We start from the raw sequence: 14288 nt of genomic DNA on the forward strand, positions 1-14288 counted from the left end.
TGTTGATTTAACATTTATTGGGTAAATCAAAGCTTGAGAATTCAAAATAAAATACAATTTGCAAAGACGCTCAAGGCCTTTAAAATAAAGAACTCTTGCTTTGTTACGAAAGAAAACACTAGTTTTGCAGCTCAAATTTTAGAACAGAAAATGGTTGTCATATTGATACAATATTGACATTAAAAGGGAATTTGGTGTAAATCCAAAACTGTCCCGCAGCTGTAAGCTCATTAACTGAAACCCTTTAATACGTCACTTTTCATTTTGAAAGGGAAGGCTGGGTGTAGGGAGCAAGTCAGAAGACCTGCCATTTTTATAGTAATAAATAGCTTTCGGGGATTGAAGCTTGAATTAAGAGCAATATATTTCACTTTATGTGATCATGTATGGTTTAGTTATTCTATTCTCGTAAGCCAAAAATAGAGTTTATGAGATTTTTTTTCTGCAAATATGATCGTCAAAACAATTTCTTTCAAGATGTTTTTCTACGCGATTCATTCTTTTTCTTCATTAAAAAAAAATCATTAAAACGTATTGTTGTACAAGATGTTGCTTTTACAAAAGTTTATTTTATATAACTTTTGAAAGGGTAAATTGTATTTCGATTTAAAGATTTAAGTAATATAATTTTTTAAATATTTAATAATGAAAAACCAATTTTTTTTCAAACCACTAATTGCAATCGCTTCTTTGATGCTGCTGACAGTTTCGTGTAATAATGATGATGATTTTACAGCGCCGCCTGTAATAAAAGGCGAACAGCAACTAAAAGATACTTTGACCATTGGAAAAACGCTGCAATTAAGCTCGAAATTAGCAGATAGAAAGAATGTTTCTTTTGAATGGGCCGTAGACGGAAAAGTAGTAGGATCTGATTCTACTTATATCTTTAAACCAGAAACAAGAGGAGATTTTAAAATTACAATGACGGCCAAAAATGATGGCGGAAACGTAGCTCTTACTTATGATATTCATTCATGGGGAGCTTATGAAAACGGTTTTTTTATGATCAACGAAGGATGGTTTGGTCACGGAACAGGAACGGTAGGCTTTTATAGATATGATACAAAAGCGGTAGAAGACAGTGTTTTTGTAAAAGTAAATCCGGATAAGGATTTAAAACCTGCAACGTCTACATTAGAATTTGGAACGATCATTAATAAAAAGCTATTTTTAGTTTCTAAAGTTGGCTGACCAGTGGTAGTTGCTGATGCTTATTCGCTTAAAGAAGAAAAAAGAATCGCGGCTAAAGGTGGAAACGACTGGCGCGCTGTGGTAGGTATTGATGAAAATCAGGCTCTTTTGACGTCGAGTAAAGGGATATTTAAGCTTAATCTTAATACGATGGAAGTGAGCGGACAAATTGATGGTATTACCGGTCAGGTAGGAGATATCGTGAAGTCTAACGGGTATGTTTTTGCATTGTCTGCTTCAAAAGGCGTGATTGTTATTAATGCTTCGACATTGGCGATCGAAAAAACTATTCCGGGTATGGTTTTAGGATTTGCAGTTACCGATGATAAAAAAGTATGGGCAGCGGGAGGTAAAAACCTTATCAGTATAGATTCAAATACCCTTGAAATAAAAGAAATTCCGTTAAGTTTTCAGGCTTACGGAAGTTGGGGAGCATGGCATCCGGGATCTATTACAGCGGCTAAAAATGATATTTTTATTGCTAAAAACGGAAGTTTTAGCGGTGGTAAAGAAGTTTACAAATACACTGGAACTCCGGAGTCCTTGGCATCACCTTTTATTACATTAACAAATTCGAATATCTTATATGGTGCAGGAATTGGTTATGATCGAAAGAAAAATACTTTGGTGCTAAATACGTTAAATGAAGGTTTTGGGGTGAATTTCTCCATTAACAACCTTTATTTATTTAATGCTGATTCAGGAGTTAGAACAGCTTCGGTAAATTATTCAGGATATTATTTCCCTGCGGTTTCTGTATTTCATCAATAATTTTTTTTGCAGGTGATTTAACTGCGAAAAGATTTAACCGCAAGGAACGCTAAGATTTACGCAAAGGTTCGCAAAGTTTTATTATAAAGCTTTGCGAATCTTTTTTTTGTGTATTATCACGTGTCCCGTGGTTGAAACCACGGGCTATATTTGAAATGCAATAACTTGTAAGAGTATACATTAATGCTGGAAATTTTTTAATACAATATAAACATAGCCAACGGTTTTAACCGTTGGGATGCAATATTGGTAAAATTCAATAGGCTTTTTGTCGCAATCACAAACTAAAAAAAAACACAAAGTTCACAAAACTTTTTATCGTAAAGCTTTGCGAACTTTGTGTTTTCTCAACATAACGTTAGGTGAAAATCTAAGCGATCTAAGCGGTAAAAAAAATAGCGATAAAGTTAGGAAAGTGTTAAAAACAAAAAACCCGAATATTGCTATTCGGGTTGTGGTGGTACCTCCAGGGATCGAACCAGGGACACATGGATTTTCAGTCCATTGCTCTACCATCTGAGCTAAGGTACCGTCTTGTGCTCAATGCGGGTGCAAAGATAGAATCATTTTTCGTTTATTCAAAACATTTTTTTAAAAAAATCAATTCGTATCTTCGCAATGGTAAAGAAACAAATATGATTTTAACAATTGATGTTGGTAATACTCGAATTAAAGCTGCTGTTTTTGAGGAGAGTACTGTTCTTGAAAATTTTGTTTTTGAGAAAAATGAGCTTGAAGAAAAAATTAAAAAAATTTTAAAAAAATTTTCAAACTGCTCCGATTTGGTCGTTGCATCGGTTGGAAAAATCGAAAAAGAATCTTTTTTGGCTTTCGAAAAAGAATTAAATGTTCATTTTTTTACTCATGAAGATGTTTTTCCTTTCGTAAATAAATATGCGACTCCAAAAACGTTAGGAATCGACAGGATGATTTTGGCTTCAGGAGCAACTTTGCAATTTCCGAAACAAAACAGGTTGGTTATTGATGCCGGAACTTGCATTACCTACGATTTTATCGACGAAAATGACAATTATTTGGGCGGAGCGATTTCTCCGGGTTTAAGATTACGATATGAGGCACTGCATAACTACACGGCCAAGCTGCCTTTGCTGACTTTTGAAACACCGGAACATTATATAGGGAACTCAACAAAACAGGCCATTCATTCGGGAGTTGTAAATGGGTTCGTCTATGAGATTGATGGTTTTATCGATGAATATCGGGCAAACTTTTCAAATTTTATAATAATTTTAACGGGAGGAGATGCAGTTTTTTTGGCTAAACGATTAAAAAATACCATATTTGCCAATTCAAATTTCCTTTTAGAAAGTTTGAACCAAACATTTCAATATAAAAATCGACAATGATTAAAAAAATTATAGTAAGCGCTTGTTTGCTTATCTCGTTCGTTTCATTTGCTCAACAGGGTGCATCTCCTTATTCTTTTTTCGGAATTGGTGACGTTAGATTTAAAGGAACTCTTGAAAATAGATCTATGGGAGGAGTTTCGGTAGAGCAGGATAGTATCCATTTGAATATTGAAAATCCGGCAAGTTATGCTAGTTTGAGACAAACTACTTTTACAGTTGGAGGAACTTTTGGAAGTGCAAAACTAAAAACCAGTGATGAATCTGCAAAATCACAAAGATCTACTTTTGATTATTTGGCATTAGGAATCCCAATGGGAAAATTTGGTGCAGCTTTTGGTTTGGTTCCTGTAACTTCTGTTGACTATAGAATCTTAAATGACCAGACTGCGATAACAGACGGAACAAGTTCACAGCTTCAGGGAAAAGGTGGGGTAAATAAAGTGTTTCTTGGTTTAGGATATAAAATTACACCTAAGTGGAATATTGGAGGTGATGTACAATACAATTTTGGTAAAATTACAACTACAAGTATAGAGCTGGCTACTGGAGTTCAAAATGGTACAAGAGAAACGAATGCTTCTGAGTTGTCAGGGGTTAGTTTTAATATTGGTACAATGTATCAGACAAAAATTGATAAAAAATTAAGTTTGTTTACCAGTTTAGCTTATACTTTCGAAAGTACGCTAAATTCTAATAGTACAAGAGTTATTGCAGTAGACGGCGATCCTGATCCTTATGAAGCTCCTTCGCAAGATGATAAATTAAAACTGCCAAGTAAAATTACACTTGGTGCAGGTATTGGGCAGGCAAGAAAATGGTTAGTAGGTACTAGTGTTGCTTTTCAGGGTGACGGACAACTTGCAAATTATTACAATAAAGCAGCTAATGTGCGTTACGAAAAATATCAAAAGTATGCGATAGGTGGATACTATATTCCTAACTATGCTTCTTTTACAAGTTATTTAAGCAGAATTACCTACAGAGCCGGATTGAAATATGAGAAATTAGGTCTTGTTGTGAATAACGAATCAATCAATGATGTTGGTATGACTTTAGGAGCAGGAATTCCAATTGGTGGAGGAACATTCTCAAATGTAAACGTTGGATTGGAATATGGTAAAAGAGGAACTACATCTGCAGCTTTAGTTCAGGAGAATTATTTCAATTTTAGTTTGAGTTTTTCTTTCAACGACAGATGGTTCGTGAAAAGTAAATTCAACTAAGCATAAAAAAGGTGCTTTTTTAAGCCCATACAATTTACTACATTTGGCAAATGAATTTACCAAAGAGATATATTATAGCCGTTGTCACAGTTTTTACTGTGACACTGTTTTTTGGATGTGAAAGTAATTTTAAAGAAGTTCAAAAAATTAACTTCTCAGAGTTTGTTCCAGGAAGTGATGCGGATACAGTTAATATAAAATACACCGATTCCGGACGTATTACCGGAGTTTTGAAAAGCCGGAAAATGTTGGATTATTCTAATTTGAATTTTCCATTTACCGAATTTCCAAAAGGAATTGATGTTACTTTATACGATAAAAACCAAAAACGTACCTTTATAGTATCAAATTATGCTGTTTCGTATAAGCTAACAGGTATAATAGATTTGCAGGGAAAGGTTAAAATTACTTCAGAAACAGGACAAATGCTTGAAACAGAGCAGTTGTATTTTGATCAGAAAAACGAATGGTTTTATACCGAAAGAAAGTTCAAACTTACGGATGCTAAAGGTATTTCGTATGGACAGGGAATTGATTTTAGCAAAGATTTTAAAGTGATTAATTCGCAGCGTGTTAGCGGTGAATTTGAATCAGATGAACAATTATAATTATGGGTTATTTAAAATATACACAATACGTTTACATCGCATTTGCAGTTTATTTCATTTATGACGGATTTACCAAATTAAATGAAGGGAATGATACCGCTACATTAAGTTTTTTAATTGCTGGTATGGCTGTCTTTATGTTTTTCTTTAGAAGAAGATTTGTCAAGAAATTTGATGACCGTAACAAAAAACAGTAAAAAATGGAAATTAGTATTATAATACTATGTTTAATACTATCAGCCTTTTTTTCAGGAATGGAAATAGCTTTTATTTCCTCGAATAAAATTTATCTTGAAATCGAAAAAAAGCAGGATAATTTTTTATCAGGAATCCTGACCAAACTCACAGAAAATCCATCAAAATTTATCGCGGCAATGCTTATTGGTAACAATGTAGCGCTGGTTGTGTATGGTTTTTTTATGGGAGATTTAATTCTAAGATGTATTGTCGATTTAGGATTTCATTTTTCTGATGTGACGAGTTTAGTCGTTCAGACCATAATTTCGACTTTTATAGTTTTGCTAACAGCAGAATTTTTTCCAAAAGTATTTTTTCAGATATATGCCAATTCATTAATTAAAATTTTTGCAATTCCGGCCTATCTTTTTTATAGATTATTTTACTACATCTCTACTTTTTTTATCTGGATTTCGGATTTTGTTTTACGTAAATTTTTCAAAACAGAAGGCGATCAGGTGCAGTTGTATTTTAGTAAAATAGAACTGGGCAATTACATCACAGAACAAATGAATTCTGTTGAAGATGATGAAGAAGTCGATTCAGAAATTCAGATTTTCCAGAACGCATTAGAGTTCTCGGGTGTAAAAGCGCGGGATATTATGACTCCCCGTACAGAAATAGTCGACATCGATTTATTTGATAGCATTGAGGATCTTAAAGCGTTGTTTATAGAAACAGGCTATTCTAAAATCATGGTAAGTCAAAATTCGCTTGATGATATTGTGGGTTATGTGCATTCGTTTGATTTGTTTAAGAAACCCAAAACAATAAAGTCAGTTTTAATGACTGTTGAATTTGTTCCTGAGACCATTTTGATAAAAGATGCTTTGAATTTGTTGATTAAAAAGCGAAAAAATGTTGCGGTTGTTTTAGATGAATATGGCGGAACTTCCGGAATAATTACTATTGAAGATATAGTCGAAGAACTTTTTGGAGAGATTGAAGATGAACACGATTCAGAAGAAGAAGAACTTATTGAAAAAGAGTTAGGCGAAGGCAGGTATTTATTTTCAACCCGATTGGATGTTGAATATTTGAACGAGACATATAAGTTAAATATTCCTGAAGAAGATTCTTACGGAACTTTAGGAGGTTTTATTGTTGATTTTACAAAAGAAATCCCTCAAAAGGGCGAAGAAATAGTGATTGACAGCTATCATTTTGTAATTGAAGAGGCCACAAATAAGAAAATAGAATTGGTTAAATTGACAATAAAAGAGTGATTTTTTTAATTAATGAAAAAATTTGTGTAAAATAAAACGCTAGTTGTATTGTTATTAACTAGATAATTGTATTTTCGCAAACTGAATATAAAATTAACGATAATAAAAATGGCAGTTTTAGCAAAAATTAGACAGCGTTCCGCTTTATTGATAGGAGTTATTGCACTTGCATTATTTGCATTTATAATACAAGATCTAATCGGTAAAGGAACATTTAGTCAAAGTTCAAAGGATGTGGGAAGCATCGACGGAAAAGATATTTCTTTTGAAGACTTTAGAGTTAAAGTTAGTAATGTTGAAAAAAGTGGTCAAGGAGTTACTTCCACTGAAGCTGCAAACAGAGTTTGGGATCAAGAAGTTTCAATCGCATTATTATCTTCTCAGTTTGATAAATTAGGATTAAGAGTAGGTGAGAAACACTTACTTGAAGTTTTAAAATCAGATCCAAATATTGGTAAAAACCCAATGTTCCTAAATGCTGCTGGTGCTTTTGATGTAGCTAAATTTAAAGAATACTTTAAAGCTAATCCTGAAGCAGCACAATATATTTCTGAAAAAGAAAAAGACGCTGAATTAAACGCAAAATTCCAAATCTACAGCACATTAGTAAAAGCAGGTCTTTATACTACAGCTAGCGAAGGAAAATTGAAATATGAAATGGAAGCTAACAAAGTAAACTTTGCTTATGCTGCTGCATTATATTCTTCTATTAAAGATAGCGAAGTAAAAATTTCTGATTCAGAAATTGTAGATTATATGAAGAAAAACGAGAAAAAATTCAAAGCGGATGCAACTCGTGAAATTCAATATGTTTTAGTAGAAGACAAAGCTTCAAAAGAAGACGAAGCTGAAATTAAAGCTAAAATCACTGCTCTTTTAAACGGAAGAGTAGAATATAACGCAAAAACAGGTAAAAACGATACTTTGCCAGGTTTTAGAAACGCAACCAACATTGCAGAATTTGTAAACTCAAATTCTGATGTTCCTTACGATTCTACTTATGTTCCTAAAAATGCTTTACCGGCTGTTGATGCTGATAAATTATTCAGCTTACCAGCAGGAGCAATTTACGGACCATATGTTTACGGAAGATATTATGCTATTTCTAAATCTTTAGGATTTAAAGCTGGTGTTAACGCAAAAGCAAGTCATATTTTAATTGGTTACGAAGGATCTCAAACTCCAAACCAAAAAGAAAAAAGAACTAAAGAAGAAGCTAAAGCTAAAGCAGAAGAAATTTTGGCTCAGGTTCAGGCAAATCCGGATAGTTTCATGATGTTGGCTTTTACAAGTTCTGATGATTCATCTGCACAACAAGGTGGTGATTTAGGATATTTTGGTCCAAACCAAATGGTAAAACCATTCAATGATTTTGTATTCAATAACGGAATTGGAAAAGTTGGTTTAGTAGAAACTCCTTTTGGATTTCACATTATCAAAATTACTGATAAACAAGACGGAATTCGTTTAGCTACAATTGCTCAAAAAATTGAGCCTTCTGAAGCTACTTCTGATAAAGTATTTACATTAGCAACTAAATTCGAAATGGATGCTGCTAATAAAGATTTTAATGCTACAGCAAAAGAGTTAGGTTTAAAAGTAGCTCCTCCTGTAACTGCAAAAGCTATGGATGAAGCGTTTGGTCCTTTAGGAAACCAACGTAACATTATTAGATGGGCTTACGACAAAGAAACTAGCAAAGGTGACGTAAAACGTTTCGAAATTGCTAATATTGGTCACGTAATTGCTCAGTACAAAAGCGAAAACAAATCAGGTTTAGTTTCTGTAACAGTGGCAAGACCTTATGTTGAGTCAATCTTGAAAAACAAGAAAAAAGCTGAAATGTTAAAAGCTAAAATGACAGGTTCTACAATCGAAGCTGTTGCTAAAAGCGCTGGCGTAGCAGTTCAACAAGCAGCTGATGTTACTATGGATAACCCAGTTTTACCTGGTGGAGTTGGGCAAGAGCCTAAAGTTGTTGGTAATGCATTCGCATTAACTGCAAATAAAATTTCTGCTCCAATTGAAGGTAATACCGGAGTATATGTTGTAAAAAACATTAGTACTGTAAAAGCTCCTGCAATTGCTAACCATGCAGAATATGTTGCTAAAGTAAAAGCTCAAAGCGCATCTGATGCAAGCAGAATTTTACCAGCTTTGAAAGCTAATGCTAAAATTGAAGATAACAGATTACAATTTAACTACTAGTTTTTAGTAGATAAAAATCTAAAATATAAAAGCCCGAAACATTCTGATGAATGTTTCGGGCTTTTTATTTGAGTACATTGGGTTCAGTCTTTTTTTATGTAAAATAAGAATTGATTATATAGGATAATACTTAAAAAGTTTGTGATATTCAGAATATTACAGTTAATTTGTTCAGAATTTTCATTTTTATAATTTAAATAAAGAACTAAAGAATGATGAACAAATACTTTAATAATCAAACATCTAATGTTTATGTTTAATTTGTTGAAAAAGAGACCAAGAGTTTATACCAAAATAGAGAATCATATTTTTGGAATAATTACGGAGCTTTTAAAACTTAGCAGTACTGACATCAATAGTGATGAGTTGGGAGGTAAATATTATTTGAGTAATGAAGAGCAACACTTTAAGGTTACGATCATGAGTAATGATTATGTAATTAGATTAACGAATACTCGTGATTCTGTTGCTGAAAAATACGACAAAGCTTTTGTTGAAGATGTTTTGAAAGCCGTAAAGGAGGAGAAACATCGCAGGATGGAAGTTGTGTATGATTCTATTAATAACAGTATCGAAAAAATGGCGGAACGCCTACACAATACATTGATAGAATCAAACGAGCTGGAAACTCAAAAAGTTAGACATCTGGAGAAGACATCGTAAAATAAAAAAAAAGTAAACGAATAGTTTACTTTTTTGCTTTTATAACGGTTGCAATAAATATTTTTTATTGCTGTAATATCATTTCATCATAAGTAAGAATGGTTTCGTATCCTTTTGAAATAAAATAATCTTTTGGATTCTCTTTTGCAATTGCCATTACAAAATCGCCACCCCAGGCTCCAAGACTTTTGACAACGCCTTTGAAATCCGGAAAAGCAACTTCTTTTATAGTGCGTATTTCAAGAATGTCACTCATGTGAATTTCATGATTTTCTACTGCAAGGGCAAATTCTTTTACGGTTTTTGCATTTAGAATAATATCGGTGATTTTATTATTATCAATAATATTATGGGCTAAATGTTGGTTTTTATTATTGTAATAAGCATTAATGGCTGCTTTGCTATTTTGTTTTTTATTGAGGTAAACAAAATAAATGTTTTGGGTAAAATCAGGACTAAAGTTTACTGTTTCTACAACCGGTAAGTTCTGTTCAAGGCGATACACAATCGGATTGTCGTTTTGTGCGCAGGCAATATCATAACCGCTTCCTCCAAAACTGTTTCTTAAGAGTGTAAAAGCATCAATGTTGGCCCATTGAGCGATATTGTTTAATAAAGTAGAAGAAGTACCAAGTCCCCATTTTTTAGGAAATGTAAGTTGAGTGCTGATTTTATATCCTTCTGAATTATTTATAAAATCAGGGTTTAAAAGATACGCTTCATGTAAAATCTGAATTAAAGTCGTTTTTACAGTTTCTATTTTTGAATCGACATTATTTCTAATTTCGGAAAATAAGATCGTGTCTTCGTACCAAAGGTGCTCATCAGAATCGTAACTTTTCCATTGAATCTCCTGATTGGTGCTATTTTCTACAATTAAATTTTGTCCAAATTTTGTGGGTAATGCAAAAGCCCTGGCGCCATCTAAAACTAAATATTCGCCTGTAATCAGGAGTTTTCCGTTACTATAAAAAGTTGTTTTCATTCTGTATTTTTTTAGCCCCGATAGTAGTGAAAATTCTTTTGTTTTTTTCTTTAAAAAACAAAAGATTGTAACGGATAGCGGGAATAGCTCCTTATCCTTCAGCTAGTTTCAGAGCAAGTAATTATTTGCGTATGGTTTCGATAAATTCTACAACGGCGCTATGAGATACGGCGTTTTTCTTAAAATGAGATTTAATTAAACGACGCTCTTCTTCGGTTGCTTCAAATTGATTGATGATATTGTTTAGGTGCATCTTCATGTGACCTTCCTGAATTCCGGTTGTAGTTAGTGATCGCAATGCGGCAAAGTTTTGCGCCAAACCAGCAACGGCAACAATTTGCATTAATTCTTTTGCAGATGGTTTTTCGAGGATGTCAAAACATAATTTTACCAAAGGATGTAAAGAGGTTAATCCACCAACGGTTCCTAATGCTAAAGGAATTTCGAGCCAGAAAGTAAAAATTCCGTCTTCGATTTTAGCATGAGATAAACTGGCATATTGACCATTTTTTGAAGCGTAGGCATGAACTCCGGCTTCAACAGCTCTAAAGTCATTTCCGGTTGCCAGAATTACGGCATCAACTCCGTTCATGATTCCTTTGTTATGGGTTACGGCTCTAAAAGGTTCGACTTCGGCAATTTGTACAGCTTGTAAAAAACGCTCTGCAAATTCTTGCGGATTTGGAATATGTTTTTCGGTTAAATCTTCGATAGGGCATGAAACTTCGGCTCTAACAATACAATTAGGAACATAATTAGACAAAATACTCATCACTACTTTTAGTGTTTCATCTTCTGAAAATAAATCAGAATTTTGAAATTCCTCTTTTAAAGTAGTCGCAAATTGCTCCAGACAAGAGTTGATAAAATTAGCTCCCATGCTGTCTTTGGTCTCAAAAGTAGCGTGAAGTTGAAAGTAATTCTCTAATAAACTTCTTTTGTCTTTTAGTTTTATATCTAAAATTCCCCCGCCACGTTGTTGCATATTTTTGGTAATGCTTTGCGTGTCAGAGAAAAAATTTGGTTTTATCTGATCAAAGAAAGATTGTAGTTTTTGTGCGTCTCCGTTGAAAGTAAAGTGAACCTGACCAATTTTTTCGGTATCAATTACAGTTGCTTTAAAACCTCCACGTGTTGACCAGTATTTTGCTGCTTTTGAGGCCGCTGCAACCACAGAACTTTCCTCAATTGCCATTGGAATCGTTCTGTATTTTCCGTTGATTAAAAAATTAGGAGCAACTCCAAGTGGAATATAAAGGTTTGTAAGGGTGTTTTCGATGAATTCGTCATGCAACTGCTGCAGCTTTTCGTCTGAATTTGTGTAATTTCTTATAATATTTAGTGCTTCTTCAGGGCTTGAAAAATAGGTATTGGCGATCCAGTTTATTTTTTCTTTTTTGGATAATTTAGAAAATCCGGCAACAGCGTTGTTCATTCTCAGTATTTTAAATAATAATGTGGCAGCAAAGATACCATTTTAAGAGTTTTGTTTGTAATGTATTTCAAATTTGAAAAGTACGCAATCGTTATTTTTTTTAACATTTAACAGTTGAAATGTGTATTATGTTCATTTTTTTTACTAAAATTGGGCTCTTTTTTATATTTAAAATAATTCTCAATGAATACGAGTAAAATTACTGTAATACTTTTATTTTTAGTGGCTACTGTTTTTGGTCAACAAAAAATTACTGTCGAAGATATTTATAGCGGAGCATTTCGTGCAAAAGGAATGGATGAGCTGCAATCGCTAAAGAATACCGACCAATACACAGTTTTAAATGTAGATCAGGCCAGTAGAAGTATGCAAATTGATTTATACGATTTTGCTACGCTAAAAAAAGTATCGAACTTAATTGATACTAAAAATCATAAGGATCTTGCTGATGGAATTGATAGCTATACTTTTGATGCTTCTGAAAAAAAGATCCTAATTGCATGTAATACAAATAAAATCTTTCGTCACTCTTTTACGGCAGATTATTTTTTATACGATATAACAACAAAATCACTTACAAAACTTTTTAATTTTCAGGTTCAGGAACCAACTTTTTCGCCTGACGGAACTAAAATTGCTTATGCTAAAGAAAATAATCTTTATGTATATGATGTAGCTTCAAAAAAATCTACAGCAGTTACAACCGATGGAAAGAAAAATGCAATCATTAATGGTATTACGGATTGGGTTTATGAAGAAGAATTTGCTTTTGTCCGGGCTTTTGACTGGAGTAAAGACAGTAAAAAACTAGCCTACATTCGTTTTGATGAAAGCCAGGTTCCGGAATTTTCGATGTCGATGTTCCATAAAGACTTATATCCAACTATCGAAACGTTCAAATATCCTAAAGCAGGAGAGAAAAATTCGGTAGTTTCATTACATATATATGATGCAGCTACAAATAGCACTAAAAAGGTAGCATTAGATAATTATAATGACTTTTATATTGCAAGGTTACAATGGACAAATGATAATAACGTATTATCGGCTCAGGTTTTAAACCGCCATCAGGATAATCTTGATCTACTGTTTGTTGACGGGACTACAGCTGTTGCAAAAGTGGTTCTAAATGAAAAAGACAAAGCGTATGTTGATGTTACAGACAATTTGACTTTCTTAAAAGATAATAGCTTTATCTGGACAAGCGAAAAAGACGGTTTTAATCATATTTATGTATATGATAAAACAGGAAAACTTAAAAATCAGGTTACAAAAGGAAACTGGGAAGTTGTATCTTACTACGGTTTCGACGAAAAAAACAAAACTATTTTCTACCAATCTACAGAAAATGGTTCTATCAACAGAGATATCTACAGAATTGGTTTAGACGGAAAAAACAAAGTACGTTTAACATCGAAAGTGGGAACAAGTGTAGCTACTTTTAGTCCTAACTTTCAATTTTTTATCAATACTTTCTCAAGCGCATCTCAGCCTACGACTTATACTTTAAATGAGTCTAAAACGGGTAAAGAGATTCAGGTTATCGAAAACAATGAGGCTCTTGCTGCTAAATTGAAAAGCTATAATTTGCCAACAAAAGAATTTTTTGTTTTAAAAACGGCTAAAGGAAACGAATTGAACGCCTGGATTTTGAAACCAAAAGATTTTGATCCTTCAAAAAAATATCCTGTTTTCATGTACCAATATTCTGGTCCGGGATCTCAGCAGGTAAACAATGATTGGAATAATTCTGATGATTATTGGTTTGCCTCACTTACGCAACAAGGTTATATTGTAGCTTGTATCGACGGAAGAGGAACTGGTTTTAAAGGTGCTGATTTCAAAAAAGTTACTCAAAAAGAATTAGGGAAATACGAAGTTCAGGATCAGATTGATGCTGCTAAAGTAATTGGAGCTTATCCTTATGTTGATGCTGCAAGAATTGGAATCTTTGGATGGAGTTACGGCGGATTTATGGCTTCGAACTGTATTTTTCAGGGGAATGACGTATTTAAAATGGCGATTGCAGTTGCTCCGGTAACCAACTGGCGTTTTTACGACAGCGTTTATACAGAAAGATACATGCAGACTCCACAGGAAAATGCAAGCGGATACGATCAAAACTCTCCAATAAACCATGTTAGTAAATTAAAAGGTAAGTTTTTATTGATTCATGGATCAGGTGATGATAACGTTCATGTGCAGAACTCTATGCAAATGATGGAAGCGCTGATTCAGGCGAATAAACAATTTGATTCTCAGATATATCCGGATAAAAATCATGGTATTTATGGCGGTGCAACGAGAATTCAGCTTTATAATAAAATGACTAACTTTATCAAAGAAAATTTATAATCTAAAACTTTAA

10 protein-coding genes, 1 tRNA gene, 1 pseudogene and 1 riboswitch are annotated in these 14288 nt (G+C 33.4%); of the genes and pseudogenes, 9 read left to right on the forward strand and 3 right to left on the reverse strand.

Going from position 1 to position 14288, the window contains the following annotated elements; translation table 11 throughout:
• Positions 1–134 precede the first annotated feature (134 nt).
• Positions 135–326: riboswitch (cobalamin riboswitch) on the forward strand.
• A 367-nt stretch (positions 327–693) separates the two neighbouring features.
• Positions 694–1965 (forward strand): annotated as a pseudogene (locus LNP81_RS27450) (DUF5074 domain-containing protein).
• A 455-nt stretch (positions 1966–2420) separates the two neighbouring features.
• Here LNP81_RS27450 and LNP81_RS07800 read toward each other — a convergent pair.
• Positions 2421–2496: transfer RNA gene (locus LNP81_RS07800), tRNA-Phe, on the reverse strand.
• Between the two features lie 104 nt (positions 2497–2600).
• Here LNP81_RS07800 and LNP81_RS07805 point away from each other — a divergent pair.
• From LNP81_RS07805 to LNP81_RS07835, 7 genes are all read left to right on the forward strand, one after another.
• Positions 2601–3332, forward strand: a complete 732-nt coding sequence (locus tag LNP81_RS07805) for a type III pantothenate kinase (protein ID WP_230034784.1) — start codon at positions 2601–2603, stop codon at positions 3330–3332.
• Positions 3329–4558 (forward strand): BamG family beta-barrel-assembly machinery protein, encoded by a 1230-nt coding sequence (gene bamG, locus LNP81_RS07810; RefSeq protein ID WP_230034786.1) that lies wholly within the window; start codon positions 3329–3331, stop codon positions 4556–4558. Before LNP81_RS07805 ends, bamG begins: the two co-directional genes overlap by 4 nt.
• A gap of 50 nt (positions 4559–4608) precedes the next feature.
• Complete coding sequence (lptC, locus tag LNP81_RS07815; RefSeq protein ID WP_230034787.1) at positions 4609–5166, forward strand: LPS export ABC transporter periplasmic protein LptC; 558 nt, start codon at positions 4609–4611, stop codon at positions 5164–5166.
• 2 nt (positions 5167–5168) lie between these two features.
• Complete coding sequence (locus tag LNP81_RS07820; protein WP_230034788.1) at positions 5169–5363, forward strand: hypothetical protein; 195 nt, start codon at positions 5169–5171, stop codon at positions 5361–5363.
• A gap of 3 nt (positions 5364–5366) precedes the next feature.
• Entirely contained in the window at positions 5367–6629 is a 1263-nt protein-coding gene (locus LNP81_RS07825; protein ID WP_230034789.1) for a hemolysin family protein, read from the forward strand.
• 108 nt (positions 6630–6737) lie between these two features.
• A complete protein-coding gene (locus LNP81_RS07830; RefSeq protein WP_230034790.1) occupies positions 6738–8837 on the forward strand; it encodes a peptidylprolyl isomerase in 2100 nt (699 codons plus the stop codon).
• Between the two features lie 252 nt (positions 8838–9089).
• On the forward strand, positions 9090–9500 hold the full coding sequence (locus LNP81_RS07835) for a hypothetical protein (RefSeq protein WP_230034791.1): 411 nt from the start codon (positions 9090–9092) through the stop codon (positions 9498–9500).
• 64 nt (positions 9501–9564) lie between these two features.
• Here the strand turns inward: LNP81_RS07835 and LNP81_RS07840 are convergent, their stop codons facing one another.
• Together LNP81_RS07840 and LNP81_RS07845 are read right to left on the reverse strand one after the other, a co-directional pair.
• Positions 9565–10485 carry a GYDIA family GHMP kinase gene (locus LNP81_RS07840; RefSeq protein WP_230034792.1) on the reverse strand — a complete coding sequence of 307 codons (921 nt, stop codon included), beginning with the start codon at positions 10483–10485 and terminating at the stop codon, positions 9565–9567.
• 121 nt (positions 10486–10606) lie between these two features.
• Positions 10607–11920, reverse strand: coding sequence for a hydroxymethylglutaryl-CoA reductase, degradative (locus tag LNP81_RS07845; protein WP_230034794.1), 1314 nt, complete (start codon positions 11918–11920; stop codon positions 10607–10609).
• 183 nt (positions 11921–12103) lie between these two features.
• Here LNP81_RS07845 and LNP81_RS07850 point away from each other — a divergent pair, with 183 nt between their 5' ends.
• On the forward strand, positions 12104–14275 hold the full coding sequence (locus LNP81_RS07850; protein WP_230034796.1) for a S9 family peptidase: 2172 nt from the start codon (positions 12104–12106) through the stop codon (positions 14273–14275).
• Positions 14276–14288 lie beyond the last annotated feature (13 nt).

Origin of the sequence: Flavobacterium piscisymbiosum (assembly GCF_020905295.1) — a bacterium.
Classification (GTDB): domain Bacteria; phylum Bacteroidota; class Bacteroidia; order Flavobacteriales; family Flavobacteriaceae; genus Flavobacterium; species Flavobacterium piscisymbiosum.

Excerpts from the sequence above, each read along its gene's own strand:
- LNP81_RS07805 (WP_230034784.1), top strand. The coding sequence starts at position 2,601 with ATGATTTTAACAATTGATGTTGGTAATACTCGAATTAAAGCTGCTGTT.
- bamG (WP_230034786.1), top strand. The coding sequence starts at position 3,329 with ATGATTAAAAAAATTATAGTAAGCGCTTGTTTGCTTATCTCGTTCGTT.
- lptC (WP_230034787.1), top strand. The coding sequence starts at position 4,609 with ATGAATTTACCAAAGAGATATATTATAGCCGTTGTCACAGTTTTTACT.
- LNP81_RS07820 (WP_230034788.1), top strand. The coding sequence starts at position 5,169 with ATGGGTTATTTAAAATATACACAATACGTTTACATCGCATTTGCAGTT.
- LNP81_RS07825 (WP_230034789.1), top strand. The coding sequence starts at position 5,367 with ATGGAAATTAGTATTATAATACTATGTTTAATACTATCAGCCTTTTTT.
- LNP81_RS07830 (WP_230034790.1), top strand. The coding sequence starts at position 6,738 with ATGGCAGTTTTAGCAAAAATTAGACAGCGTTCCGCTTTATTGATAGGA.
- LNP81_RS07835 (WP_230034791.1), top strand. The coding sequence starts at position 9,090 with ATGTTTAATTTGTTGAAAAAGAGACCAAGAGTTTATACCAAAATAGAG.
- LNP81_RS07840 (WP_230034792.1), bottom strand. The coding sequence starts at position 10,485 with ATGAAAACAACTTTTTATAGTAACGGAAAACTCCTGATTACAGGCGAA.
- LNP81_RS07845 (WP_230034794.1), bottom strand. The coding sequence starts at position 11,920 with ATGAACAACGCTGTTGCCGGATTTTCTAAATTATCCAAAAAAGAAAAA.
- LNP81_RS07850 (WP_230034796.1), top strand. The coding sequence starts at position 12,104 with ATGAATACGAGTAAAATTACTGTAATACTTTTATTTTTAGTGGCTACT.